At 68.5% G+C, this 25,174-nt stretch carries 22 protein-coding genes; 1 reads left to right on the top strand and 21 read right to left on the bottom strand.

The window, feature by feature from the left end; translation table 11 throughout:
* Positions 1-10: 10 nt before the first annotated feature.
* The 19 genes from aroB to rpsD form a co-directional block, all read right to left on the bottom strand.
* The gene (aroB, locus tag AOM07_RS04930; RefSeq protein ID WP_062311678.1) at positions 11-1,102 is read right to left on the bottom strand and encodes a 3-dehydroquinate synthase; all 1,092 of its coding nucleotides are present in this window, start codon (positions 1,100-1,102) and stop codon (positions 11-13) included.
* Entirely contained in the window at positions 1,099-1,623 is a 525-nt protein-coding gene (locus AOM07_RS04925) for a shikimate kinase (protein ID WP_062311677.1), read from the bottom strand. The genes aroB and AOM07_RS04925 overlap by 4 nt, the downstream gene beginning before the upstream one ends.
* Positions 1,623-2,807: a chorismate synthase gene (gene aroC, locus AOM07_RS04920; RefSeq protein ID WP_062311929.1), complete on the bottom strand. Its 1,185-nt coding sequence runs from the start codon at positions 2,805-2,807 to the stop codon at positions 1,623-1,625. Before aroC ends, AOM07_RS04925 begins: the two co-directional genes overlap by 1 nt.
* Positions 2,808-2,933: 126 nt before the next feature.
* A complete protein-coding gene (locus AOM07_RS04915) occupies positions 2,934-3,809 on the bottom strand; it encodes a hypothetical protein (protein ID WP_062311676.1) in 876 nt (291 codons plus the stop codon).
* Complete coding sequence (locus AOM07_RS04910; RefSeq protein ID WP_062311675.1) at positions 3,809-4,588, bottom strand: PilN domain-containing protein; 780 nt, start codon at positions 4,586-4,588, stop codon at positions 3,809-3,811. Before AOM07_RS04910 ends, AOM07_RS04915 begins: the two co-directional genes overlap by 1 nt.
* The gene (gene pilM, locus AOM07_RS04905) at positions 4,585-5,646 is read right to left on the bottom strand and encodes a type IV pilus assembly protein PilM (RefSeq protein WP_169748130.1); all 1,062 of its coding nucleotides are present in this window, start codon (positions 5,644-5,646) and stop codon (positions 4,585-4,587) included. The genes AOM07_RS04910 and pilM overlap by 4 nt, the downstream gene beginning before the upstream one ends.
* 74 nt (positions 5,647-5,720) lie before the next feature.
* Complete coding sequence (locus AOM07_RS04900) at positions 5,721-6,503, bottom strand: prepilin peptidase (protein ID WP_062311673.1); 783 nt, start codon at positions 6,501-6,503, stop codon at positions 5,721-5,723.
* On the bottom strand, positions 6,504-8,030 hold the full coding sequence (locus AOM07_RS04895; RefSeq protein ID WP_156171796.1) for a hypothetical protein: 1,527 nt from the start codon (positions 8,028-8,030) through the stop codon (positions 6,504-6,506).
* A gap of 7 nt (positions 8,031-8,037) precedes the next feature.
* On the bottom strand, positions 8,038-8,715 hold the full coding sequence (locus AOM07_RS04890) for a PulJ/GspJ family protein (protein WP_062311671.1): 678 nt from the start codon (positions 8,713-8,715) through the stop codon (positions 8,038-8,040).
* Positions 8,708-10,534: a prepilin-type N-terminal cleavage/methylation domain-containing protein gene (locus tag AOM07_RS04885; RefSeq protein ID WP_062311670.1), complete on the bottom strand. Its 1,827-nt coding sequence runs from the start codon at positions 10,532-10,534 to the stop codon at positions 8,708-8,710. Before AOM07_RS04885 ends, AOM07_RS04890 begins: the two co-directional genes overlap by 8 nt.
* A 102-nt stretch (positions 10,535-10,636) precedes the next feature.
* Positions 10,637-11,086, bottom strand: a complete 450-nt coding sequence (locus AOM07_RS04880) for a type II secretion system protein (protein WP_062311669.1) — start codon at positions 11,084-11,086, stop codon at positions 10,637-10,639.
* A gap of 96 nt (positions 11,087-11,182) precedes the next feature.
* Positions 11,183-12,424 (bottom strand): type II secretion system F family protein, encoded by a 1,242-nt coding sequence (locus AOM07_RS04875; protein ID WP_062311668.1) that lies wholly within the window; start codon positions 12,422-12,424, stop codon positions 11,183-11,185.
* Positions 12,424-13,956: a type IV pilus twitching motility protein PilT gene (locus tag AOM07_RS04870; protein WP_304512059.1), complete on the bottom strand. Its 1,533-nt coding sequence runs from the start codon at positions 13,954-13,956 to the stop codon at positions 12,424-12,426. The genes AOM07_RS04875 and AOM07_RS04870 overlap by 1 nt, the downstream gene beginning before the upstream one ends.
* Positions 13,957-14,213: 257 nt before the next feature.
* Positions 14,214-15,872 carry a GspE/PulE family protein gene (locus tag AOM07_RS04865; protein ID WP_062311667.1) on the bottom strand — a complete coding sequence of 553 codons (1,659 nt, stop codon included), beginning with the start codon at positions 15,870-15,872 and terminating at the stop codon, positions 14,214-14,216.
* A 76-nt stretch (positions 15,873-15,948) separates the two neighbouring features.
* Positions 15,949-16,791 carry a shikimate dehydrogenase gene (locus AOM07_RS04860; protein ID WP_062311666.1) on the bottom strand — a complete coding sequence of 281 codons (843 nt, stop codon included), beginning with the start codon at positions 16,789-16,791 and terminating at the stop codon, positions 15,949-15,951.
* A gap of 1 nt (position 16,792) precedes the next feature.
* The gene (gene mltG, locus AOM07_RS04855) at positions 16,793-17,926 is read right to left on the bottom strand and encodes an endolytic transglycosylase MltG (protein WP_062311665.1); all 1,134 of its coding nucleotides are present in this window, start codon (positions 17,924-17,926) and stop codon (positions 16,793-16,795) included.
* Complete coding sequence (ruvX, locus tag AOM07_RS04850; RefSeq protein ID WP_439644914.1) at positions 17,919-18,335, bottom strand: Holliday junction resolvase RuvX; 417 nt, start codon at positions 18,333-18,335, stop codon at positions 17,919-17,921. The genes mltG and ruvX overlap by 8 nt, the downstream gene beginning before the upstream one ends.
* A 43-nt stretch (positions 18,336-18,378) precedes the next feature.
* Positions 18,379-21,051: an alanine--tRNA ligase gene (alaS, locus tag AOM07_RS04845; RefSeq protein ID WP_062311663.1), complete on the bottom strand. Its 2,673-nt coding sequence runs from the start codon at positions 21,049-21,051 to the stop codon at positions 18,379-18,381.
* Positions 21,052-21,205: 154 nt separating this feature from the next.
* Entirely contained in the window at positions 21,206-21,832 is a 627-nt protein-coding gene (gene rpsD, locus AOM07_RS04840) for a 30S ribosomal protein S4 (RefSeq protein ID WP_062311662.1), read from the bottom strand.
* A gap of 206 nt (positions 21,833-22,038) precedes the next feature.
* On the opposite strand from rpsD, the gene AOM07_RS04835 reads away from it, so the two are divergent.
* The gene (locus AOM07_RS04835; RefSeq protein WP_062311661.1) at positions 22,039-22,332 is read left to right on the top strand and encodes a DUF4287 domain-containing protein; all 294 of its coding nucleotides are present in this window, start codon (positions 22,039-22,041) and stop codon (positions 22,330-22,332) included.
* A gap of 178 nt (positions 22,333-22,510) precedes the next feature.
* On the opposite strand, the gene AOM07_RS04830 is transcribed toward AOM07_RS04835, so the two are convergent.
* Positions 22,511-23,833: a replication-associated recombination protein A gene (locus tag AOM07_RS04830; protein WP_062311660.1), complete on the bottom strand. Its 1,323-nt coding sequence runs from the start codon at positions 23,831-23,833 to the stop codon at positions 22,511-22,513.
* A gap of 147 nt (positions 23,834-23,980) precedes the next feature.
* Positions 23,981-25,039: an SH3 domain-containing protein gene (locus AOM07_RS04825; protein ID WP_062311659.1), complete on the bottom strand. Its 1,059-nt coding sequence runs from the start codon at positions 25,037-25,039 to the stop codon at positions 23,981-23,983.
* Positions 25,040-25,174 lie beyond the last annotated feature (135 nt).

Genomic DNA, 25,174 nt, shown 5'->3' with positions numbered 1-25,174 from the left:
CTGCGAGCGATCACTGTGCGATCGCCGAGTACGCGCCCTGGACGAGGGCCGGGTCCGGCCCCTCGAGGCGGATCGGGTTGCCGATGCCGGCGAGGATGACGAAGCGCAGCAGGTCGCCTCGGGTCTTCTTGTCCCGCTTCATCGCGGTGAGCAGCGCGTCCCACCGGTGACCCGGGTAGTTGGTCGGGAGGCCGAGGCCGGACAGGATGGCGCGGTGACGCTCGACCTCGTCCTCCGAGAGGCGTCCGGCCAGGTGGGCGAGCTCGGCCGCGAAGACCATGCCCACCGACACGGCGGCGCCGTGCCGCCACTGGTAGCGCTCGGTGTACTCGATCGCGTGGCCGAAGGTGTGGCCGTAGTTGAGGATCTCACGGAGGAAGGACTCCTTGAGGTCGGCGGCGACGACGTCGGCCTTGACCTGGATCGCGCGGGAGATCAGCTCGACGAGCACGGGGCGCACCACATCGAGCTGCGCGTCGCGGAGGCCGTCGAGGTTCCCCTCGACCAACGTCAGGATCTCCTGGTCGCGGATGAAGCCGCACTTCACGACCTCGGCCAGTCCCGGCACCAGCTCGTTGCGCGGGAGCGTGTCGAGCGCCCGGACGTCGCAGAAGACGGCCAGAGGCTCGTGGAAGGCGCCGACGAGGTTCTTGCCCTCCGCTGTGTTGATGCCGGTCTTGCCGCCGACCGCGGCGTCGACCATGGCGAGCAGCGTGGTGGGGACCTGGATGACGCCGACGCCCCGCAGCCACGTGGCGGCGACGAAACCGGCGAGATCGGTCACCGCTCCCCCTCCGAAGCCGATGACAACGTCCGAGCGGGTGAAGTCGGACTTGCCGAGCACCTGCCAGCAGAAGGCGAGGACCTCGGCGGTCTTGCCCTCCTCGGCGTCGGGCACCTCGGCGATGACGACGGTGAGGCCGCGCGCGTCGAGGAGCGCCTTGAGGTTGTCGACGTGCCGGCGCAGTGGCGCCGCGGTGACGACGAGCACGCGGGCGGCGGTCTTCGGGACGGCGGCCACCACCTCCGACAGCAGGTTCTCCCCCACCGTCACCTCATAGGGCGCGGCGGTGGCGACGGTGATGGTCCGGTGGACGGTCATGCACGCTCCTTGACGGCGGCGTCGATCCGGGCGGCGACGTCGGTCGGGCTGGTCTTGTCGGTGAGCACCTGCACGGTCGCAAGGCGCTCATAGATGGGCCTGCGGGCGTCCATGAGCGCGACCCACTGGGCGCGCGGATTGCCCACGAGCAGCGGTCGCGAGGCGTTCAGTCCAACACGCGGCGCAGCGGCCGCGAGAGAGACGTCGAGGAAGACGACCGCTCCCCCGTCGCGCACGTAGCGCTCCAGGAGCTCCTGGGTCTCGGGCGCGAGGATGGCGCCGCCGCCCAGGGCGAGGACGCCGTCGTGGGTGCGCAGCGCATCGTCCACCGCCTCGCGCTCGATCTCGCGGAAGCGCGCCTCGCCGTCCTCGACGAAGATGTCGGGGATGGGCTTGCCTGCGCGCGCCTCGATGTCGGTATCGGTGTCGCGTCGTGGCACGCCCCACAGGCGCGCGAGGGCCCTCGAGACCGTGCTCTTGCCCGATCCGGGCGGGCCGATGAGGACCGCGCGGGGTGCCATCAGCGCAGGTGCTCCGGGATCTGGGCGACGTAGGCGTCGATGTTGCGGCGCACCTCGACAACGGAGTCGCCGCCGAACTTCTCGAGCAGCGAGTCCGCGAGCGTGAGCGCGACCATGGCCTGCGCGACGACCGCCGCGGGGGCAACCGCGCACACATCCGAGCGCTGGTGGATCGCCTTGGCGGCCTCGCCCGTCGACGTGTCGATGGTGTCGAGAGCGCGCGGGACGGTGCTGATGGGCTTCATCGCGGCGCGCACGCGCAGCGGCTCGCCGTTGGTCATGCCGCCCTCGACGCCGCCCGCACGATTGGTGCGGCGCTGGACGCCGTCCTCGCCGTACTCGATCTCGTCATGGGCCTGCGAGCCGCGGCGGGCGGCGGTGCGGAAGCCGTCGCCGACCTCGACGCCCTTGATGGCCTGGATGCCCATGAGCGCGGCCGCGAGGCGCGCGTCGAGGCGGCGGTCCCAGTGCACGTGGCTTCCGAGGCCCACGGGTACGCCGTAGGCGACGACCTCGACGACGCCGCCGAGGGTGTCGCCGGCCTTCTGGCAGTCGTCGATCTCGGCGAGCATGGCGCGCGAGGTCTCGGCGTGGAAGCAGCGGATGGGGTCGGCGTCGAGCGCGGGCGTGGCGTCCACGGGCGGGAGCGGCGCATCTTCCGGCGTGGCGACGGGGCCCACCTGGACGGTGTGCGCGACGAGGCGGATGCCGGCGGCCTGCTCGAGAAAGTTCTCGGCAACCTGGCCGAGCGCGACGCGGGCGGCGGTCTCGCGCGCGGAGGCGCGCTCCAGGACGGGTCGGGCGTCCTCGAAGCCGTACTTCGTCATGCCGACGAGGTCGGCGTGGCCGGGGCGGGGACGCGTGAGGGCCGCGGCGCGGGCGCCGGTGAGCTCCTCGGCGTCCACCGGGTCCGCGGACATCACCGTCGCCCACTTGGGCCACTCGGTGTTGCCGACCATGACGGCGACGGGTCCGCCCTGGGAGACGCCGTGACGGACGCCCCCGAGGATGGTGACCTGATCCTTCTCGAAGGACATGCGTGCGCCGCGTCCCGCGCCGAGGCGCCGGCGGGCCAGCGCGTCCTGGATCTCGCTGCTGGTGATGTTGACGCCGGCCGGAAGGCCCTCGAGCGTGCCGACCAGCGCGGGGCCGTGCGATTCTCCTGCGGTGAGCCATCGAAGCATGGGCGTCATTCTTCCATGAGTGGACGGTCGGTCCGGATGGTGAGACGGGACGATGCGCGGACCGGGTAGACGCGTAGGAGGGCCGCCCCTGTCGGGACGGCCCTCCGTGGTTCGCTGCGAAGCGGATCAGGCCGCGTCGGCCTGCTCGGTGCCCTCGAGCGGCTCGAAGACGTTGTCCACCTTCGAACCGGACTTGTACTCCTTGAGCTCCTTGGTCTCGTCGTCGACGAACGACCGGGTGTCGTCGAGCAGCGAGAAGACCATGCCGGAGATCTGCACCGTCCACTGCTCCTCGGTCAGCTCGGGGCGACCGGGCGTCTCCTCAGCCGGCGACGCCTTCGCGATCGTGAAGCCGGTCACGGTGTAGAAACGGGTGAGCTGGTTCTCGAGCGACTTGACGAAGTCGAGCACGGCTCCGGGGTCACCCTCGGTCGTGATCGTGAGCGGCATCGACAGGAGCCCCTCGAACGGAGCGCTCGCCTCGGCAGCCGGCTGCGTCGTGTCACCCGCCACGCCTCCGGTGGTGCCGTCCGTGTCGAGGTCGTCGTCGGTCGTTCCCGATTCCGTGGGCTCCGTCGTCGCGGCCGAGTCAGACTCCTCAGTCTCCGAAGCGACGGTCGGCGGTTCGGCGCCGGACTGGCTGAGGGGATCGATCGCCTCGGGCCGCCCGGTGCTGAAGTCGATCAGCGGGAGGTCCGCCTTCTCGAGGCTAGAAGCGATGAGCCGCTCAAGCGCGGGCTGCTCAGTGCGCGGCGGCAGGTCGAGGGACACCTTCGCGATCTGCTCGCGCCAGTCCGGAACCTCCTGCTCGAGGGCTTTCATCCGCTGGATCTCGAGCTCGGTCAGATCATTGGCATCGCGGGCAATCTGCGCCTCCTCCTTCGCTGCCGACGCCTTGTCAAGCTCGGGTCCGATGAGCGTGAAGTACGCGGCGGCCGCCACGATGATCGCGAGGACGATCGCGGCGAAGACCCAGATACCGGTCTGCTGCTTGGTCTTCATCAGTTGGCCTCCTCATCGGAAGTCGTTGCGCCGTCGGCTGCTTCAAGCTCGTCGAGGATCCACTGAGGGGCCTTCTTCTGCTCGGTCTCGGTGCGTCCAGACAGCGCGGTGTACGTGATGCGCGTGGCACCGGAATACTCCCAGTAGACCGTGTCCGTATCGTCGATCGCCTGGATCTGCTTAGCCTCCACCCACGTGTCGCTGAAGCCCGGCAGGGCGTCGAAGGCCTCGATCAGGTCCGCGGTGAGCTCGGGGCTCTCCGCGCGACCGGTGAAGGCCACCGAACCCATGTCCGCGTTCGCGAACGCCGTACCGTCGCCGGCAACCGCGCCAGCGGGGGTGCCCTGTGCCATCGTCATGTCCGTGAAAGTCAGGCCCTCCGGAACCGCATTGAGCAATGCAGTCAGATGCGTCGCCCAGTCGATGTCGGTCGAGCCCGCCCACTCACGAGCCTTGATCGAGTTCTCGAACTTGTCGGCGAGCACGTTGATGTAGCCGTAGCTCGCCAGCTCCGTCTGGAGCTCGAGACGGCGATCCTGCTCCGCCTGGAGCTCGTTGTCCGCCGCGGTGCGGATGCCGAGCACGAGGAAGTACACCGCTGCGACGGCGACGAGGAAGAGACCGAAGATGATGACGATCAGGGCCTTGATGCGCCCCTGGCTTCGGCGCGCGGCGATCTCCGGTGGCAGCAGGTTGACCTGAGGTGCCGCGGGGGCGCCGATCGAGCCGGGAACCGGGTTGATGACCGGCGCGTTCGCCGGTGCGGAGACGGGATTCACGATGCCTCCCCGAATGCGAGACCGATGGGTGTGGCGGCACGGACCTCGAGACCCTGGACCGCCTCGGGGCGGACCTTCTTGCCAAGCGAGACGCGGGCGAAGGAGTTGCCGTAGCGGACCGGCAGCCTCGTGGACGACGCGAGGTACTGGCCCAGTCCGGCGAGCAGCGAGCCGCCGCCGGTGATGATGACGTGAGCCGGCGCCTCGCCGGGGTTCGACGACGCGAAGTAGACGAAGGTGTTGCGGATGCCCTCGACCAACGCGCGGGCGCTCTGGGACAGCGGCTCGACCGCTGCCTCCTGACCCGGGGCCGAACGGCCGCCGAGACCCATCTGGATCTTGACCTCCTCGGCCTCGACCGCACCGATCTGCAGGGAGCTTGCCACCGCGTCGGTGAGGTCCTGGCCGCCCTGCGGAAGCGTGCGGATCAGGCGCGGCAGACCGTTGCTCGTGATGACCACAGTGGTGAGACGTGCGCCGATGTCGACGAACGCCATCACTCCCGTCATCGCGTCCTCGGCCAGCTGGCTGCGCAGCAGCGCGAAGCCGCCCAGGTCGACCATCTTGGGCCGCAGGCCCGCCGCCTCGACCGCGAGCAGGTTCTGCGTCACCGTCGCCTTCGGCGCTGCGACCATGATGCCGCGAAGCACCTTGGCGTTCTCGAGCTCCTTCTCCCCGGTCGGGTAGAAGTCGAGCAGCACCTCGTCGACCGACATCGGCAGCGTCTCCTGCACGTGGAACGGGAGGGACGAGCGCAGTTGAGCCATCGGCAACGACGGCAGCTCGATCTCACGGACCACCACGTTCGCCGAGCCCACGCCGACGTGCGCCTCCTTGACCGAGACGCCCGCGGCATGCACCGCCTGCTTGATCGCGCTCCCGACGCCGGAGACGTCGACGACTTCTCCCGCCTGTACGGCTCCGCGCGGAAGCGGCACCTCTCCGTATCCCGTCAACGTGCCGCGGCCTCGCGCGGCGGCACCCTTCCCGGAGAACTCGACCTCGGCGACACGCACGTGGGTGTCACCGATGTCGACTCCGACTCTCCTGATTGCCACTTCTCCCCCTTTGCTCCGGGAATGCACTTTCTATCGGCGCCGGGCGCCTCGAACTCAAATGGAGTGGTGATATCTCACACGGCCCACCCCGCAGCCCAGTCGACATACCAGGTCGCGATGACCGGGCCCCACAACACGGCGATCCAGAAGGCCCCGATGATCGCGGGCCCGTACGCGAAGCGCACGCCCTTGATCCCACCCGCGCGGACCGCCGCCACCAGGGCGAGCAGACCACCGACGAGCGGCCCGCCGATCGCGCCGACAGCCAGAGCGCCCCAGCCGAGGTACCCGAGCACCGCGCCAACCGGAACCGCGAGCTTGACGTCGCCGAAGCCGAGACCCTTGGGATACGCGAACCACAGCACGAAGTAGAAACCGCCCAACGCCAGCGCACCGATGCCGGCGCGGGCCAGCGCGGCCCAGTCGCCGGTGAGCGCCGCATCGGTCACCAGGAGCACCACCACGGCTCCGGCCATCGCGAAGACGAGCGGGTCAGGCAGCCGGTGGTGCTCGAAGTCGATCGCGGCGAGGGCCACGGTCAGCAGCGCGCTGAACGCGAGAAGCCATGCCACCGCGCTCGAGCCGAACTGCCAGGCGACCAGGCCGAACAGGATCCCGACGGATACCTCGACGAGCGGGTAGCGACCGGAGATGCGCTCCTGGCAGTGGCGGCAACGGCGCCGCAGCCACAGCCACGAGAACAGGGGAATGTTGTCGTACCAGGCGATGTCGTGACGGCAGCGCGGGCACCTGCTAGAGCCCTTCGCCCAGCCCTCGCCCGCGGGGATGCGGGCGATGAGCACGTTGGCGAAGGACCCGCAGAGCAGGCCCAGCAGCGTCGCGGCGAGGATCAGCACTCAGGACACCTCGTGCTTGTTCACGAGCTCGACGTCGTACCCGATGATGGCGCTAGTGCCCTCAGCCAGGTCGACACCGGGCACGCCCACGAACGAGTAGTCCATCGTGAACTTGTTCTTGGGAGCGACCACACCGCCGTAGATCTGACCGCGATAGTCACCGTGCGGGTTGAGGTCGATCGTGCCAGGAGCATAGATGAAGGAGGTGATCGGCGACACGATCTCGAACGAGGTGGAGTTCGAGTCGATGTTGCCCTTGCCCGCCGCCAGCGTCGAGTACGGCAGGATGATCCAGAACTGGTGGGGGTCGCCATCTGAGGACGAGACCTGGAACTGGTTCGTGATGTCGAGGTCGTTCATGATGAGCGCTGTATCGCCCTTGAGGGCAAGCACGATCTTCTTGGCATCGATCGACGAGCACGAGGTCAGGTCGTAGACGTTCTTGCCCGCCGGCAACGTCACGGTCCCAGAGTCGTTCCACGAGGAGCACGCGTTCACGGTGCCGCTCTTGCCCCAACCGGTCTTGAGGTACGTCGCGAAAGTCGCCGCCGAGTTGATCGTGAAGCCTTCGTTCACCCACACGTTCTGGGCTGACGTGTCCCACTGGATCTGGGGCAGGCCGACGCTGGAGAGCGTAGGGATCGCGGCCGCGCCAAGGTTGTCGGTGATGCCTCCGACCGCCGTGAGCCCCGAGGGAGCCGCGCCACCGAGCTTCGCGGCTCCGGGGATCTCGATCGCCTTGGCAAGCGAGAACGTCCCGCTACGCACGGTGACGTTGCCGCTGGTGCCGGTGATGGGCGCGTCGTAGGCGTTGCTGGTGACGGTGAGGTCGTTCTGCACCCATACGTCGCCCTGGATCTCGCAAGCGAGATCGATCGTGAGGCTGCCGGCGGGCACGAACACCGAGCCGACGGTGCGCTTGCCGCCGCCGCTGCCGCTGTTGCCCTTGCACTCCCACGAGCCCGTGTCGATCCAAACGTCCGCGGACTCGCCCGTGACGGCAGGCTCGACCTCGAAGTTGGACTTGGGGTCGAATCCCGCCGCCGAGAAGATCGCAGCGTTCGCGCCGGGGTTCGTGATGGGCGTGAGGAGGACCTCGCTCTGGACCTTGCGCACGGGCTGGATACCCACCTGCGTCTTGTCGGCCGTAGACGTCGCCGTGATGACGGCACGCGTCGGAGTGGACGATGCGGTGGTCCCGGTGCACGTGACCGCACCGTCGTCGTCGTAGTACTCGATGTCGACGGTGACAGTGGTCTTGGTGACGCCGCTGCCGTAGGACGCCGGCGAGAAGCTCGGGGTGCAGGGCACGCCCGTCTGCAGCTCAGCCATCGTGGCATCGATCGCCGCCTCCGCCGAGTGCACCTCAACGGTTCGAACGCGGTCGCGCCCGGAATCGTTCGATGCCATCACCACAGCGGTGACGACGATGATCGCCACCGTCATCCCGATGAGCGCGATGCCCATCGCCATCACGAGAGCGACACCCGAGTCGCCTCGCGCTGCATTCCTCAGCTTGATCATCATTCCCCCATCACGGCGCCGGTACCGCGTTGCATGTGTCAGGTGAGTATCCAAAGACGGTGTTGCGTCCGGTCACGACCGAGGTCAGCACCTGCGACTTGGCATCATCCCGTGCGCTCGGGTCGCCCATGCGCAGGGTGACTCGGATGTTCTGCGCCTCGGTTCCGGTCGGCAGCGTCGTGTCAACCCAGAAGGGGGGCCACGACGTCGAGTCTGTCGCCGCGAAGGTCGCGGAAGGCCGCTCGACGTTCGAAGCCACCCGCGACCACGCGGTCGACGTGCTCGTGTCCGCAGGATCCCATTCCCGGTACTCGAGCTGGCCGAAGCGGTCGGTGTCGGAGGGATAGATGACGCGCCACTGGACGCACTTGGCGGGCCCGTCGCCTTCCTGCGTATAGATACGGAGGGAGTAGTTGGCAGGTACTCCTGCCACAGATACGTCGTCGAGCGCAGGGTCGAGGATGAGGTTCCCGGAACGGATTTGCCGGTCGATCTGCGAGAGACCGAGGCGCGCCTGCTCGACCGCGCGCTGCCGGCCGAGCGCATCGTTCGCCTGGTAGGTCATCTGGATCATGACGCTCACCAGCAGCGCCATGATGATCGAGAAGATGATCATCGAGACCAGAAGCTCGATGAGCGTAAAGCCCTCGTCCGTACGGCGGCGGCGGCGATCCATGACCTTACGCATTGGGCGACTCCTCGAATCGGGCGCCCGCCTGCGAGCCGTTGAGCGTCGTCTTGACGGTGATGCTCCAACCCGTGAGGCTGCTGGTGGGCTCGATCTTGTAGGTCATGGTGACGGTGATCGTGCCGTTCGCCGCGTCGATGATGCACCCGTCCCCGCCGACGCAGTCCGCCGTGGAGTCCGTCGACGTGACGGACCCCGTCACGAGGATGTTGCCGCTCGCAGTGATGACTGCATCCGACGTGGTCCAGACGGTATCCGGCACTGCGTACGTGTCTGCGGTGGAGACACCGATCGATGCCGTGCTGTACGAGCTGCCGTTCCAGTACTGGATGGTTGCAGAGCGAGAGAAGACGGGTGCCGTGGCCAGGTCGCTCTCACCTCGCTGCACCTGCACCGAGTCCTTGTACCCGGAGATGATGACGAGTCCGTTGGCAGCGTCCCCGTCCCAGGTGTTCGTCTGCTTGACGTCGCCGATGGTCACGGTGCCGAAGCCCTGCTGCGCACCCGCAGAGGTGCACCCGGACCCCGTTCCGGAAACGGACGTGCAGCCCACGGAGGAGTTGCCGGCGACTGCGGCGAACCGCCCGGCCCAGGCCTCGTCGTAGACGGTCGACGACGACGCGGTGACCTTGGTGAAGTCCACCTGCTTCCCGTCGATCGAGAACGACATGTAGGGCACCGTGTCGCTCGTACCTCCAACCAGCGATGACGCACATGGCGCGTTTGCCGGCACCGAGTAGGACAGCCCAGTGGCGCACGAGGCAGTGGTCTTGGTCGTGATCGTGCCGGAACGGCCGTCATCGGAGCGAGCGGAAAGCGTGAAGTCGCCGCGCGTGAAGCTGTAGCTCGAGTTCGCGCCCGAGCCCGTGACAGCTGCGGGATTCGGCGGCTCGGCACCGGAGGTGGTGTCGTCCGAGGCCCGCACCGAGAGGCCGGTGTAGCCACGGGTCCAGCCCCACACGCTGGGCGCGGTGGTGTTGATGTTGTCGTCCCACAGCGTGCCGCCGAGCGACGCGAAGGCGCTCGCGTTCGAGACCTGCTGGCTGCTCACCTGGACGGCCGCGGTGCTCGAGTTCACCTGGAACGAGTAGTAGTCGAAGGCCACCGCAGTGTTGAGCAGCGGCTTCGCTGTCGCGCCGTTGAGGGTGGTCGCGGTGGCTGCGATGTCAAGGTTCGCGCTTGCGGCAGTGGCGTCGAACTGCGCCTGGCAGGACGCGAGGAAGGGCGCGTTGTTGAGGTCACCGCAGCCCGCCGAGGGGGCGTAGGCCGTGGACGTCAGAATCGTGTGCTCGGCGGCGCCGTCGGAATCGCTCGTCCACGACGCCACGACGAGCAAGCCGACTGTCGAGGAAGACGCGACGTCATCTTCAAAGGTGTACGCGCGGAGATCCACCGTCCGCCCGTTGCCGGATCCTGCCGCGAGCGTCTGGACGTTCGATCCAGTCGCATCGAACAGCGGCGGCCACGGGTTGGACAGATCTTGATCGGACCCCGTCGACCCGACGCGCAACGCGTAGGTCTTGCCATCGACCGTGATGGCATTGGCGCCGGATACGAAGGGGTCCGTGCCGCCGACGTTCCACTGCGAGGACAGGCCCTTGCGGAGGTAGTTCCACGGCATGGCGCGCAGTTGCTCCATCGCCTCATTGGCGGCTGCCGTGGCGGTCTGGCGCGACTGGCTCTCTGCGTTGGTGGTGAGGGCGCGCGCCTGGACGAAGATGATCGCGAGAATCACGATGGCAAGCACCAGCATCGCGACAACGACCTCCACCAAAGTGAAGCCGCGGTCGCGGACATCGCGCCGCTGTCGCATGTCCATGGCGTGGTCCCCTCGTGTCTCAGAGCGTCGATTGAGCGAGCGACGGTGCCGTGTGGGGCGAAACCTGAGCGGCTCCGCCCCACACGACGATCACCGCGTATATCAGGTGGTCGGGCCGGCAGCGCAGGTGCCGTCGTACAGGCCGCTGGCCGAGGAGTACGAGAAGACCTGCTTGTCACCCTGGTCGTTCGTCACCTCGACGCACCAGGTCTGCGAGTCGGTGACGTCGAGGTCGGTCAGCTCGACGTTCTTGGAGACCTTGCCAAGGTCCTGCGTGCCAGTGATGTCGCCACCGGACATCACGTAGCGACCCGTGCCATCAGCGATGGTGAAGGTCTCGTCGTCGTTGTCGACGAAGTAGGTGGCGATCTCCTTGCCGAGAGTCGAGACGTCCGCCTTTGCAGCCGAGTCCTCGGCCTTCTTGCGCTGGTTGAGGAACAGCGGGATCGCGATGGCGGCGAGGATGCCGATGATGATCATGACGACGAGGAGCTCGATCAGCGTGAAGCCTGCGTCACGCTTCTCCATGCTCTTCTGAATGCGAGCGATCATTGTTTTCTCCTGATCAGTTTCTATCTCTATGGGTTGATGAGGACCCGTGCGGGCCCCTCCTCCTCGGAATTCCCTCAGGAACGCCGAAGCGAAGCTCTATTGGATGAGGTCGAAGACTCCGAAGATGGGCATGTACAGACCGATCACCATGAAGCCGACGATGCCTCCGAGGACCGCGATCATGATCGGCTCGATGAGCGACGTCAGCGCCTCGGTAGTCGCCTCGACCTCCTGGTCGTAGAAGTCGGCGATCTTGTCGAGCATGTCGTCGAGCGCGCCTGTGTCTTCGCCGACCGCCATCATCTGTACGACCATCGGCGGGAACACCGGGTGCTCGGCGAGTGGCTTTGCCAGCGAGTTTCCTGTGCGCACCGACTCACGCACAGCCTTCGCTGCTCGCTCGATCACGATGTTGCCGCTGGCCTCACCCACGATGTCGAGCGCCTGGAGGATCGGCACGCCGGAACGCAGCATCGCCGCCAGGTTGCGCGTGAAGCGAGCCACCGCGATCTTCTGGGTGAGACCTCCAAAGACAGGGACCTTCAGGTAGAAGGGCTCGACCTTCTCCCTGAAGCCTTCCTTGTACCGGTTCTTGCGGTACAGCCACACGCCGATCGCGATCAGGACGATGAAGGGGATGATTCCGACTCGCAGGCCATCCGACATCACGACGAGGATCTGCGTCAGGAACGGAAGTTCGCCGCCCAGGTCCGAGAACATCGTCGCGAACACCGGAACGATGAAGAGCAGCATGCCCGTGACCGCAAGGATGGCGATCACGAAAACGACGACCGGGTAGGTCATCGCGGACTTCACCTTGCCGCGAAGCGCCACCTCGGACTCGAAGTTCTCCGCAACGGAGAGCAGGACTCGGTCCAGAAAGCCTCCGACCTCGCCGGCACGGACCATGTTGACCATAAGCGGAGGGAACGCCCTCGGGTGCTTCCCGAGCGCGGCCGAGAACGACGATCCCGACTCGACGTCCGATCGCACCTCGTGAACGATCTTGGCGAGGGCTTGGTTCTCCGTCTGCTCCGCCAGGATGGAGAGCGCGCGCAGCAGCGAAAGGCCTGCGGAGATCATCGTCGCAAGCTGGCGCGAGAGGATCGCGACGTCCTTGAGTTTGATGCGATCGGTGATGCCGGGGATGTGAATGTCGGCGTTCAGCCCACCGGTGTTGACCTCGTTGATGGAGACGGCGGCGAGGCCCATCTCCTTCAGGCGACCGGCAACGGCAGCCTCGGAGGGCGCCTCGATGGACCCCTTCTGGATCTTGCCCTGGGAGTCGCGGACCTCGTAGTTGAACTTCTTGACCTGAGCGGTCGCCACCGGAGCCATCAGTGCGCCTCCGCCCCGGCCAGCTGACCACGACCGCACAGGCGGTTGAAGTCCTCGAGGTGGTGGCACATCTCCGCGCCCGTGTCGTACGAGATGCGTCCCTGCTTCACCAGCGCCGCGAGGTGCTGGTCCATCGTCTGCATGCCCTGCTTCGAGCCAGCCTGCAGCATCGAGTAGATCTGGTGGGTCTTGCCCTCGCGGATGAGGTTGCGGATCGCCGGCGTGGCGACCATGACCTCGACCGCGACCGCACGGCCCGGACCGTCGGACCTCTTGCACAGCGCCTGGCACATCACGCCCTGGATCGCCGTGCCGAGCTGCGTGCGCACCTGTGCCTGCTGCTCCGCAGGGAACACGTCGATGATGCGGTCGATCGTCTGCGCCGTGTCCTGCGTGTGCAGCGTCGCGAACACGAGGTGGCCGGTCTCGGCGGCGGTCAGCGCGACCTGGATCGTCTCCAGGTCACGCATCTCACCCACGAGGATGACGTCCGGGTCCTGACGCAGCACGTGCTTGAGCGCGTTCTTGAACGACAGCGTGTCCGCGCCGACCTCGCGCTGGTTGACCAGCGACTTCTTGTGCTTGTGCAGGAACTCGATCGGGTCCTCGACCGTCATGATGTGGTCGGAGCGCTGGCGGTTCACCAGGTCGATAAGCGACGCGAGCGTCGTCGACTTGCCCGAGCCGGTCGGGCCGGTGACGAGCACCAGGCCACGCGGCTTGGACGCGAAGCCCGCGACGGCCGGCGGGATGCCCAGCGCCTCGAGCGGCTTGATCTCGTAGGGGATCACACGGAACGCGGCACCGAGCGACGAGCGCTGCATGTAGAGGTTGACGCGGAAGCGCGCCTCCCCCACCACCGCGTACGAGAAGTCGAGCTCGAGGTGCTCCTCGAACGTCTCGCGCTGCTTCTGCGTGAGGATCGAGTACAGCGTGCGCTGCAGGCCCTCTGGGTTGAGCTTGCCGAAACCCTCGAGCGGCGTGAGCTCGCCATCGAGACGCACCATCGGCGGCGCGCCCGTCGTGACGTGGAGGTCCGACGCGCCGAGCTTCATCATCTGGCGCAGCGCCACGTTGATGTCGAGATCCTCGGCATCGCGCGAGGTCGTCATGCCGACGCGCTTGCCCACCGGCTGGGCCTTCGGGCCGGGAGCAGCCTGCTGCGCGGGAGCCGGCTTGGGCTCCTCCTTCGGGGCCCCCTGAGCCGGCTCGGGCGCCGGCATGAAGGCGCCCTGCGTCTGGGCGACCGCGGCGAACGCGGCGGCGGCGTCGCTCGGCGGCACCGGCGCCTGCATGGCGGTGGGCCCACCCGCGGGCGGGGCGACCGGGGCGCCGGCGGGCGGCGTGACCGGGGACGATGCGGCGGGCACCTGCGGCGCGCCGGCGGGCGGCGTCGCGGGCTGGCCCGTGTACGGACGGCGCTCCTCGAGGAACGGCGCGCGGCGGATGGCCTGCGAGGCCGGCTGGTGTAGCGAGGGCGACACCGGCGAGGCGGCGGCGGGAGCACCGGGAGCCGGAGCCTGCGGAGCCACCGGCGCACCGGCAGCCGGAGCGGCGGGCGCCGCGGGAGGCGTCACGGGAGCCTGGGGCTGCACCGGGGCGGGCGCCGCAGACGGCGCCTGCGGCTGGGCCGCGATAGGCCGCTCAGGCATAACGCCATCCTGGGGCGCGAACCATGCGCCACCATCCGGCTGAAACTCCGAAGTCATGCGTCCTCCCTCGAAAATGCGCAATATTCTGCGCATTCCCTCCAACTATCGGCGTGAATCTACCATTCTTAAGACTTTTCCTATTTCACGACTCGCAGAAGCTCTTCGACGGAAGTCAGACCGTCGCAGACCTTCGCCCAGCCGTCCTCGATCAGCGTCTCCATGCCCGCGTCTCGAGCCGTGCGACCGATCTCCGCGGACGACGCCCGCGCCACCGCGAGACGCTCGAGGTCCTCGTTGACCGGCATGATCTCGTGGAGCGCGAGACGCCCCCGATACCCCGTCTGCGAGCACCGCGAGCAGCCCGCCGGACGGAACAGCTCCGGCAGGTGCTGGCCGTCCACCCACCCGAACCGCTCGAGCTCGTAGCCCGTCGGCGTGTACGCCTCCTTGCAGTGCGAGCACAGGCGTCGGGCGAGTCGCTGGGCGATCACGCAGTCCACCGCGGAGCCCACGAGGAAGGGCTCGATGCCCATCTCGATGAGTCGCGTGATGGCGGACGGCGCGTCGTTGGTGTGCAGCGTCGAGAGCACGAGGTGACCGGTGAGCGCCGCCTCGATCGCGATCTGCGCGGTCTCGCCGTCACGGATCTCACCGAGGAGCACCACGTCGGGGTCGGAACGCAGGATCGAGCGCAGCGCGCCGGCGAACGTGAGGCCCGCCTTGACGTTCACCTGCACCTGGTTGATGCCGGGGATCCGGTACTCGACCGGGTCCTCGACGGTGATGACGTTGATCTCGGGTCGCGACACCTGGTTGAGCGTCGCGTACAGCGTCGTCGACTTTCCGGAACCGGTCGGGCCGGTCACGAGGATCATGCCGTACGGCTTCACGTAGGACGTCTCATAAAGCGAGAGGTTCCGCTCGCGGATGCCGAGGTCCTCGAGGTCCATCGTCGCGGTGGAGTTGTCGAGGATGCGCATGACGACCTTCTCGCCCCACACCGTGGGCAGCGTCGCGACGCGAAGGTCGATCTTCCTGCCCTGGTGGTTGACGGAGAGGCGGCCGTCCTGCGGCTTGCGGCGCTCGGCGATGTCGATGTCCGACATGATCTTGATGCGCGAGATCACGCCGTTCTGGATCGACTTGGGCGCCGCGTTCATCTCGTGGAGCACGCCGTCGATGCGGTACCGGACGCGCATGTCCTTCTCGCCCGGCTCGAGGTGGATGTCCGAGGCACGGTCCTGGATCGCCTGCGTGATGAGCAGGTTGACGAAGCGCACGATGGGCGCGTCGTCCTCGATCACGTCGCCGATCTGCGAGAGGTCGACCTCCTCCTGCTCGTCGAGAGCACCCTGGAGGTCCTTGAGCTCGGCGTCCGAGCGGCAGTAACGGTCGATCGCCTGCATGACGTCGTCGTGCGCCGCCACCACCGGGATGACGCTCTTGCGCGTCATCGTCCGGATGTCGTCGACCGCGACCACGTTCCCCGGGTTCGACATCGCGACCTTGAGGAAGTCCCCGTCGATCGCGATCGGCAGCGCCGCGTGGCGGCGGCAGACGGTGTCGGGCACGAGCGAGACGGCGGCGCGGTCGACCGGGAACTCGGCGAGCTCGACGAACTCCATGCCGACCTGCGAGGCGAGCGCGCGCACCAGCTGACCCTCGGAGATGAAACCCATCTCGACGAGCGTGCGGCCCAGGGACTGACCCCGCGCCTGCTGCTCGTCGATGCCCTCGGCGAGCATCTCCTCGGTGAGCGCACCATCCTCCAACAGGATGGTCCCCAGCTGCTTCATGTAGGCGCCCCCTCACGCGCTCGATGAACGATCGTGAACCTACCATCGGCATTGATGGCTCGGGGCTGAAGTGTTACTAATTCAACACGTCGCGCAGGGAATTTCCCATTTCCGTAATAGGCGCAGTGCGCCCGGTCATGAGTCGTACCTGCTCAGCGGCCTGATGGAGCAGCATTCGCTCGCCGCCGATCGCAATTCCGTCAAATGCTACAAATCGGATACTCAATGGTGTGACAAGGGGTTCATAAACGACATCGAGAAGCACGGAACCCTCGCGAATTCCGGAAAGTGACGATGCGATCCGCTCCCCCGCCTCGGCCGGCACCGTGGACACGACGGCCTCCACGAAGGGCATGACGGAAGGGATCTCCTCGAGGGAGATGAATTTCGGGTGAACGCCCATCTTGGTGGCCGCGCGGAGCAGCCCGCCGGCCCGTCCGCGGGACCGCACGGCCACGTAGGGCGTGGTGACGCCGAGCGCGCCGAGCGCCGCCATCGCGGAGGTCGCGGTCGCTCCCCCGCCGATGATGAGCCCGGACGATGCGTCGGTCACGCCGGCCTCGCGGAACGCGGCCTGGATGCCCCACACGTCGGTGTTGGCGCCCACGAGCTGCCGTGAGCCGCCGATGTCCTGCACGAGCACGGTGTTGACCGCGCCGACCAGCTTCGCCATCGACTCGACGAAGTCCATGAGCGGGACCGCCTCCACCTTGAGAGGCATCGTCAGCGACAGCCCGGCCCACGCATCGTCCATCCCGTCGAGGAAGCCGGACAGCCCCCCGGCCTCGACGTCGTACGCGTCGTACTCCCAGTCCAGCCCGAGCGCGCGGTACGCCGACCGGTGCAGCACCGGGGACAGCGAGTGCGCGATCGGGTGCCCGAGCACGCCCGCGCGACGCGGGCCGGAGGTCGCCGTCACGTCAGGAGTCGGAGTCGTCGCTCTGGTTGGCGGCGACCCACTCCTGCAGCTCCTGGACGTTCGCCAGGTGGTCCGCGTACTCCGACGCGTACTTGGTCTCGCCCGTGTCGAGGTTGACCGTCACGAAGAACAGGTAGTTCGTGTCGGCAGGCTTGACCGCGGCCTTGATCGATGCCTCGCCCGGTCCCGAGATCGGGCCAGGCGGGAGGCCCGCGTACATGTACGTGTTGTACGGGGAGTCCGTCGCGCGCTCGTCGTCGGACGTCCACACGCCCTCGGTCTGCGTGAGGTACTTGACCGTCGAGTCGAGCTCGAGCTTCATGTCGATGTCGAGGCGGTTGTAGATCACCGACGCAATCTGCGCGCGGTCCTCGTCGAGCTTCGCCTCGCGCTCGACCAGCGACGCGACGGTGAGCACGCGCTCGCGGTCCTCGACGGCGACGTCGTACTTGTCGAGCACGGTGATGGTCTGCTGGATCATCTTCGACATCACCTCCTGCGGGGTGACGCCGGGGTTGAACTCGTACGTCGACGGGAACAGCCAGCCCTCGAGGTTGCCGTTCGCCTCCTCCGGCAGGCCGAGAGCGTCGGTGTTCTCCGCGGCCTCGATCACCTCGTCCTTGGTGGTGCCGGTGAGGTTCGCGATCGACTGGTAGTAGTAGTCGAGCGACTTGCCCTCGGGGATGGTGATGGAGCGCACGTCGCGGTTCGACGGGTCGAGCAGCGCGGCGAGGGCGTACTCCGCCTTCATCTCCTTGTGCATGAAGTAGTAGCCCGGCGTGATCGACGCCGAGTCGGGGTTGTCGTTCGCCGCGATGATGAACGACTGCGTCGACGCGATGACGCCCGCGTCGTACAGGGTTGCGGCGATGTCCGTGCCGGTCGCGCCGCTCTCGATGACCACCTGCACGTTGCCCTGGCCGGGGCCCTCGTAGTCGGCGACCTCGTTGGTCGACGTCTCGAAGCCCTGGAGGAAGTTCCAGGTCACGGACGCGCCGAGCGCGAACACGACGAGCGCGACCGCGGTCACGACGAGCGTGAGCCGGCGGCGCGCGGCGCGCCGCTTCTGGCGCTGCAGCCGTCGCAGGTCAAGCGACGTCGTGGTGGTCGCTTCGGCCTCGAAAAGGTCAGTCATCATTCCCCTTGCGCGGAACCTCGATGGTCACAGCCTCGAGGTTACCGTTCCTGTCTACATCCAAAGCATTCTCGAGGATCACCACGGCGGCGGCCTGGTCGATGACCTGCCGCTGCTTCTTGGCGTTGCGTCCCGCGGAGCGCATCGCCTGGGACGCGGTGGCGGTCGAGAAGCGTTCGTCGATCAAACGAACTGTGCCGGAGCACAGTTCCGCGAGGCGGGCGGCGAAGGCGCGCGCATCCTCGGCGCTCGTCCCCTCCTGCCCTGACAGCTTGCGCGGCAGCCCGACGAACACGGTGATCGCACCGCGCTGCTCGGCCATCGCCGCCACGGCCTGCGCGTCCCCGTCGCCCCGCTGCACGGTGTCGACGGGGAACGCCATGAGGCCGTCGGGGTCGGACGCCGCCACGCCGATGCGGACGGTGCCGACGTCGACCCCCAGACGCGCGCCCCTAGGCACGCGCCGCCACGGTGGCGCGCACGGCCTCGAGGGCCGCGCCGATCTGCGCCGGGTCCTGGCCGCCGCCCTGCGCGAGGTCCGGCTTCCCGCCGCCGCCACCGCCCAGGACGGACGATGCGGCCTTGACGAGATCGCCGGCGCGCAGGCCCGCGTCGCGCGCGCCCTGGTTCGTGGCGATCACGATCTGGGGGCGGCCGTTGAAGGCTCCCGCGATCGCGACCACGGCCGGCGCGGCGTCGCCGAGGCGGCCGCGCACGTCCGTCACGAGCGTGCGGAGGTCGTCGCCGTCGGCGGCGTTGGTGGACTCGTGCGTGACGACGCGGATGCCCGCGACGTCGACGGCCCTGCCGACGAGCTCGCCCGCGACCTGCTGCATCGCCTGCTGGCGGTAGCCCGACAGCTGCTTCTCCGCATCGGCGAGGCGCTCGAGGAGCTTCTCGACGCGGCCCCTGAGCTCGCCCGGCTGCACCTTGAGCGTGGTGGTGAGCTCGGACACGAGCGCGCGCTCGGCGGCGAGCTTCTGGAAAGCCTCGATGCCGACGAAGGCCTCGATGCGGCGCGAGCCGGAGCCGACCGAGGACTCGGTCGACAGCGCGACCATGCCCACCTGGCTCGAGTGCTCGACGTGCGTGCCGCCGCAGAGCTCGCGCGACCAGGGGCCGCCGATCTCGATGACGCGGACCGTCTCGTCGTACGTCTCGCCGAACAGCGCGACCGCGCCCCAGTCCTTCGCCTCGGGCAGCGTCATGAACTGCGCGCTCACGCCGAGGTCGGCACGGATCGCGCGGTTGGTGACCTCCTCGATCTCCGAGCGGGTCTCCGACGACAGCGCCGAGGGCCACGAGAAGTCGAGGCGCAGGTAGCCGGGCTTGTTGTACGAGCCGGACTGCAGCGCGTCGGGGCCGAGCACCTCGCGCAGCGCGGCGTGCAGCAGGTGCGTGCCGGAGTGCGCCTGGCGGGCGCCGATGCGCCACTCGGGGTCGACCTCGGCGGAGACGGCGTCGCCCTGCGCGACCTCGCCCTCGATCACGTTGCACGTGTGGACGATGAGGCCCTTGACCGGGCGCTGCACGTCGATGACCTCGAGCGTGCCGTGCGCCGAGCGGATGACGCCCGAGTCCGCCTCCTGGCCGCCGGACTCCGCGTAGAACGGGGTCTGCGGGAGGACGACCTCCACGGTCTCGCCCTGCTGCGCGACCGGGACGGAGACGCCGTCCTTGATGAGCGCGGTGATCTCGGTGGCGGTGTTGAGCTCCTGGTACGCACGGAACTCGGTAAGGCCCTGGGCCTCCTTGATGCCGTTGTAGACGCCCACGTCCGCGTGGCCGCCCTTCTTGGCCTTCGCATCGGCGCGGGCGCGCTCCTTCTGCTCCTTCATGAGCTCGCGGAACTTCGCCTCGTCCACCTGGATACCCTGCTCGGCCGCCATCTCGAGCGTGATGTCGATCGGGAAGCCGTAGGTGTCGTGCAGGGTGAACGCGTCGGAGCCGGACAGCGCCTTGTCGCCGGCCTTCTTCACCTGCGCGACGGCGGTGTCGAAGATCGCGGTGCCGGCCACGAGGGTGCGACGGAACGCGTCCTCCTCGTTGTAGGCGATCGCCTCGATCTTCGCGCGGTTCGCGGCAAGCGCCGGGTAGGTGGCGCTCATCGCGTCGATGGACGCGGGCAGCAGCTCGGGCATCGTGCGCTCGTCGACGCCGAGCAGCTTCATCGCGCGCACCGAGCGGCGCAGCAGGCGGCGCAGGACGAAGCCACGGCCCTCGTTGCCGGGGGTCACGCCGTCGCCGATGAGCATGAGCGCGGAGCGCACGTGGTCGCCGACCACGCGCATGCGGACGTCGTCGTCGCCGCCCGCGCCGTAGGTCTTGCCCGACAGCTCCTGGGCCTTCGCGATGACCGGGAAGACCTCGTCGGTCTCGTACATGTTCGCGACGCCCTGCTTGAGGTACGCGATGCGCTCGAGGCCGGCGCCGGTGTCGATGGCCTTCTGGTCGAGCTCGCGGATGAGCGGGTAGTCCTTGCCGGCGCCCTCGCCGCGCAGGAACTGGTCGAAGACGAGGTTCCAGATCTCGAGGTAGCGGTCGCCGCCCGGGTCGACCGTGCCGCCGACCGCCTCGGGACCGAACTCGGGGCCGCGGTCGTAGTGCCACTCGGCGCACGGGCCGGCGGGGCCGGGCTGGCCGGTGTCCCAGAAGTTCTCCTCGCGCGTGAGCTTGACGATGCGGGACTCGTCGACGCCGACGTTCTTGAGGTGGGAGATCGCCTCCTCGTCCTCGTTCCACACGGTGACCCAGAACCGCTCGGGGTCGAAGCCCAGGTTGCCCTCCGCCTCGGGTCCCGTGAGGAACTCGTAGGCGTAGTTGATGGCGCCTTCCTTGAAGTAGTCGCCGAACGAGAAGTTGCCCAGCATCTGGAAGAACGTGCCGTGGCGGGTGGTCTTGCCGACCTCCTCGATGTCCTTGGTGCGGATGCACTTCTGGACGGACGCGATGCGCGGGTACGGCGACGTGTCGGTGCCGATGATGTACGGGATGAAGGGCACCATGCCGGCGACCGTGAACAGCAGCGACGGGTCGGGCGAGACGAGCGAGGCGCTCGGCGCGATGTGGTGGTCCTGCTTCGCGAAGTAGTCGACCCACCGCTTGGCGATCTCAGAGGTCTGCATGCCTGTTCTTCGGTCCTTCTCGTGTCCGGGGCCTATGCGCGTGGCGCGCAGGCCCACCCTGCCATCGTGCAGAAAAAGCCGCGGTGCACCACCCCGGAGGGCGGCGCACCGCGGCCACTTCTTGCGAGGCTCCTCAGAGCCTCACGGGTGCGCCTTAGCGAGCGTAGTACTCGACGACCAGCTGCACGTCGCAGGTCACGGGGACCTCGGCGCGCTTCGGGCGGCGGACCAGCGTCGCGCTGAGCTTCTCAAGCGTGACGTTGAGGTACTCGGGCACCTGCGGGAGCACGTCACGGTGCGCGCCGGCGGCGGCGGCCATGTACGGCTCGAGCGTGACGGCCTTGGGCTTGACCTGGATGGTCTGGCCCGGCTTCACGCGGAACGACGGGCGGTCGACGATCTTGCCGTCCACGAGGATGTGGCGGTGCAGGACCGACTGACGCGCCTGAAGGATCGTGCGAGCGAAGCCCGCACGGAGCACGAGGGCGTCAAGGCGCATCTCGAGAAGCTCGACGAAGGCCTCACCGGTCAGACCGGACTCCTTCTTGGCCTCGGCGTAGGTCGAGGTCATCTGCTTCTCACGAAGGCCGTACTGCGCGCGAAGACGCTGCTTCTCGCGCAGACGGACGGCGTAGTCGCTCTCCTTGCGGCGGGCGGTGCGGCCGTGCTCGCCCGGGGGGTACGGGCGCTTCTCGAAGTGCTTGACGGCCTTCGGGGTCAGGGCGATCCCGAGGCTGCGCGACAGGCGGACCTGGCGACGTGCCTTCTGAACAGAGGTCATGATTTCCTTCACAGCTCCCCGGGCGCGCGGATGCGTCCGGAGAAATGATCGTATTTGCTGAGTTCGCGGCGACAGCAGCCAACCGTCCGCGAGGGCTCATCAAGGATAGCAGGCCCGCCACGCTCCTGCTATGGGGGACGCACCGACGTTTTCGGGGTGATTTCGACCTCTGCGGGGAGCCTGCCGACGGTCCTACGATCGTAGCTATGTCCTTCCAGGCGTACCTCGACGCGGTCGAGACGAAGACCGGGCTCACGCCCCGCCGGCTGGTCGAGCTCGCCGCCGAGCGCGGCTTCGGCCCCGGCACCAAGGCCACGCCCATCGTGGAGTGGCTCAAGGACGACTACGGCCTCGGCCGCGGTCACGCGATGGCGATGGTCCACGTCATCACCAAGGGCGACCGGATCGACCCCCAGCACGTCGGCTCGGGCGGCACCCACGCGGACGCCTCCGACCGGCTGTGGCTCGACGGGAAGGACTCGCGCCCCGCGGACTGGTGAGGGCTTCTCCCCCTGCGGAATGGGTAGATGGTGGTCGGTCTCGAGAGATCGTCGCGCGCCATGGGTAGACCAGTGTCGTTCTCGGCGGACGAGCGACGGCCGCCTATCGATGCGTTGCCGGCGCCTCGTAGATCCGACGCTGACCTGCCCGTGTGAGAGCGCCTCGGCGCCCCGGGCCTTACCTCCCGAGCAGCCGCCGGATGGTCCCGAGCCGCTCCCCCAGCGCCCGCTCGTAGCCGTGCTCGGTGGGCTCGTAGTACCGCGCGCCGCGCAGCGTCTCCGGCAGGTGCTCCTGTGCGGCCACGCCGTGGGGCGCATCGTGCGCGTACTGGTAGTCCTTGCCGTGCCCGATGCGCTCGGCGCCCGCGTAGTGCGCGTCGCGCAGGTGCTCGGGCACCACGCCGGCACGGCCGGAGCGCACGTCCGCGATCGCGGCGTCAATGGCGCGGTACGAGCGGTTCGACTTGGGCGCGCTCGCGAGGTACGTGGTCGCCTCGGCGAGCACGATGCGTCCCTCGGGCATGCCGATGAAGCTCACCGCGTCCGCGGCGGCCTGGGCGATCACGAGGCCCTGCGGGTCCGCCATGCCGATGTCCTCGGCCGCGAGGATGACGAGCCGGCGCGCGATGAAGCGCGGGTCCTCCCCCGCGACGACCATGCGCGCGAGGTAGTGCAGCGCCGCGTCGACGTCCGAGCCGCGCACGGACTTGATGAACGCGCTGATGACGTCGTAGTGCTGGTCGCCCGACTTGTCGTACGCCACCAGCGCGGCGTCCATCGTCGCCTCGGCGAGCTCCGCAGTGATGACCCCGTCCCGCCCGGCGGCCTGCGCGATCGACTCGAGCAGCGTGAGCGCCTTGCGCGCGTCCGCCCCGGCGACGCGCAGGATGTGCGCGGCCGCCGCATCGTCCAGCGTGACCGCGCCGCCGAGACCCCGGGCGTCGGAGACGGCGCGCTCGAGCAGCGCCGCGATGTCGGCGGACGCGAGCGGCTGGAGCACCAGCAGCAGCGACCGCGACAGCAGCGGCCCGACGACCGAGAACGACGGGTTCTCCGTGGTCGCGCCGATGAGCGTGACCCAGCGGTTCTCGACGGCCGGCAGCAGCGCGTCCTGCTGCGACCGCGTGAAGCGGTGGATCTCGTCGATGAAGAGGACGGTCTCGCGCTCGCCGGTGGCGATGCGGCGCTTCGAGTCGTCGACGACCGCACGCACGTCCTTGACGCCCGCCGTCACCGCGGACAGCTCGACGAAGCGCCGGTTGCCCGCCACGAGGTACGCGAGCGTGGTCTTGCCGGTGCCGGGCGGGCCCCACAGCACCACGGAGGTCGCGGGCGCGTCGTCGCCGATGAGGCGGCGCAGCGGCGACCCCTCGGTGAGGAGGTGCGCCTGGCCCACGACCTCGTCGAGGCCGCGGGGACGCATCCGCACCGCGAGGGGCGCGTTGCCGAGCGTCTCCGGCACGCCCGACGCGTCGGTGCGCGCCGCGTCGAACAGATCCATGGGGCCAGCGTAGGCCGTCCCTCCGACAGCCCGGACCGGCTGCCGGGCGCGCCCGCTCCGACAACGCACGAGCGCCGGGGCGGGGCATCGCGCACCCCGCCCCGGCGCTCGGGGTCGGTCCGGGACTCGCCCGGGAGAGAAGGAGGCTCAGCTCACGCGGAGCTCGCGCCACTTCGCGAAGTCGGACGGGCGGTACGACGCGTAGATGTCGACCATCGCGCGCTTGCGGTAGAACACGCCGCGCGTGTTGTCGCCCGTGCCGGACGTGGTGTTGCCCTCGACCAGGTAGATCGAGTCGCCCGAGACGTGGTCGACGATGCCCGTGTGGGTGGGCCCGTTGTACGGGTACCAGTCGACGAGGACGACGTCGCCCTTCTTGATCTCGCCCGCGGTCGGGGTCGTGTCGAGCACGCCCGACTTGCGCAGCGTCGACACGTACGCGTCGAAGTGCTTCTTGTAGGGCACGCCGTTGGCGTAGTCGGCGCGGTCGAAGACCCACTCGACGAAGACGTGGCACCACGCGTAGTTGCCGTCGATCCAGTCGTTGTACGGGTTGTTGCGCCACGACGGCTCGCGGTAGCCCACCTGGCTGTGCGCGACGTCGAGGATCCGGTCGGTGTTGAACACGCCGCCGACGCTGAGGAAGCGCTCGGGCGTCCACGCGTACGTGCCGTTGATCTTGACCTGCCACCAGCCGTCGCGCTCGATGCGCGTGAAGCGGCCCATCGTGCCGAACGACGCGGTGGTCTTGACCGCGTAGTCGTTGCTCGGGCCCGAGCGCAGCTTGAGGTTCGCGCCGAGGGTGCCGACGGGCACGGCGTCCCACTTCGGCTTGTCCGTCGTGAAGTACTTGCGCGGCGCCCACGCGGTGGTACCGGCGACCTTGACCTGGACCCAGCGGTCCTTGCGCTTGCCGGTGAACTTCACCTTGGCGCCCTTGTACGCGACGATCTTGACGCGGTTGCTGTTCGACGGGCCGTTGCGCAGCTTGAGCGCCTTGCCCGTCACCCACAGGGCCTGGCCCTGGGTGATCTCCGTGCGGATGGGCACCAGCGAGGAGACGGACGTCTCGACGGACGATGCGGTGGTCGCGGTGGTCGCGGACGTTGCGGCGGTCGCCGGCGTCGCGCTGATGACGGCGGCGGCGACGATCGCGGCGACGATGCCGGTCGCGCGCGCCCCCGTCCGGGTGCTCGTGATGGTCAAGGTCGGTCTCCTCATCCTGGACGGCGTGGATCGCAGCGCGTCCGTGGTCTCGACCCGGGTCCCTCCCCCGCGGCCTTGCGTACGGCTGTCCTCAACCAGCCCTTGCGCCCGAGACCCTAGCCAGACAAATGGGGC

This window comes from Demequina rhizosphaerae (assembly GCF_000971255.1).
Taxonomy (GTDB): Bacteria; Actinomycetota; Actinomycetes; order Actinomycetales; family Demequinaceae; genus Demequina; species Demequina rhizosphaerae.
Note: the sequence above shows the minus strand (reverse complement) of the source record. Positions and strands in the feature narration are given on the sequence as shown.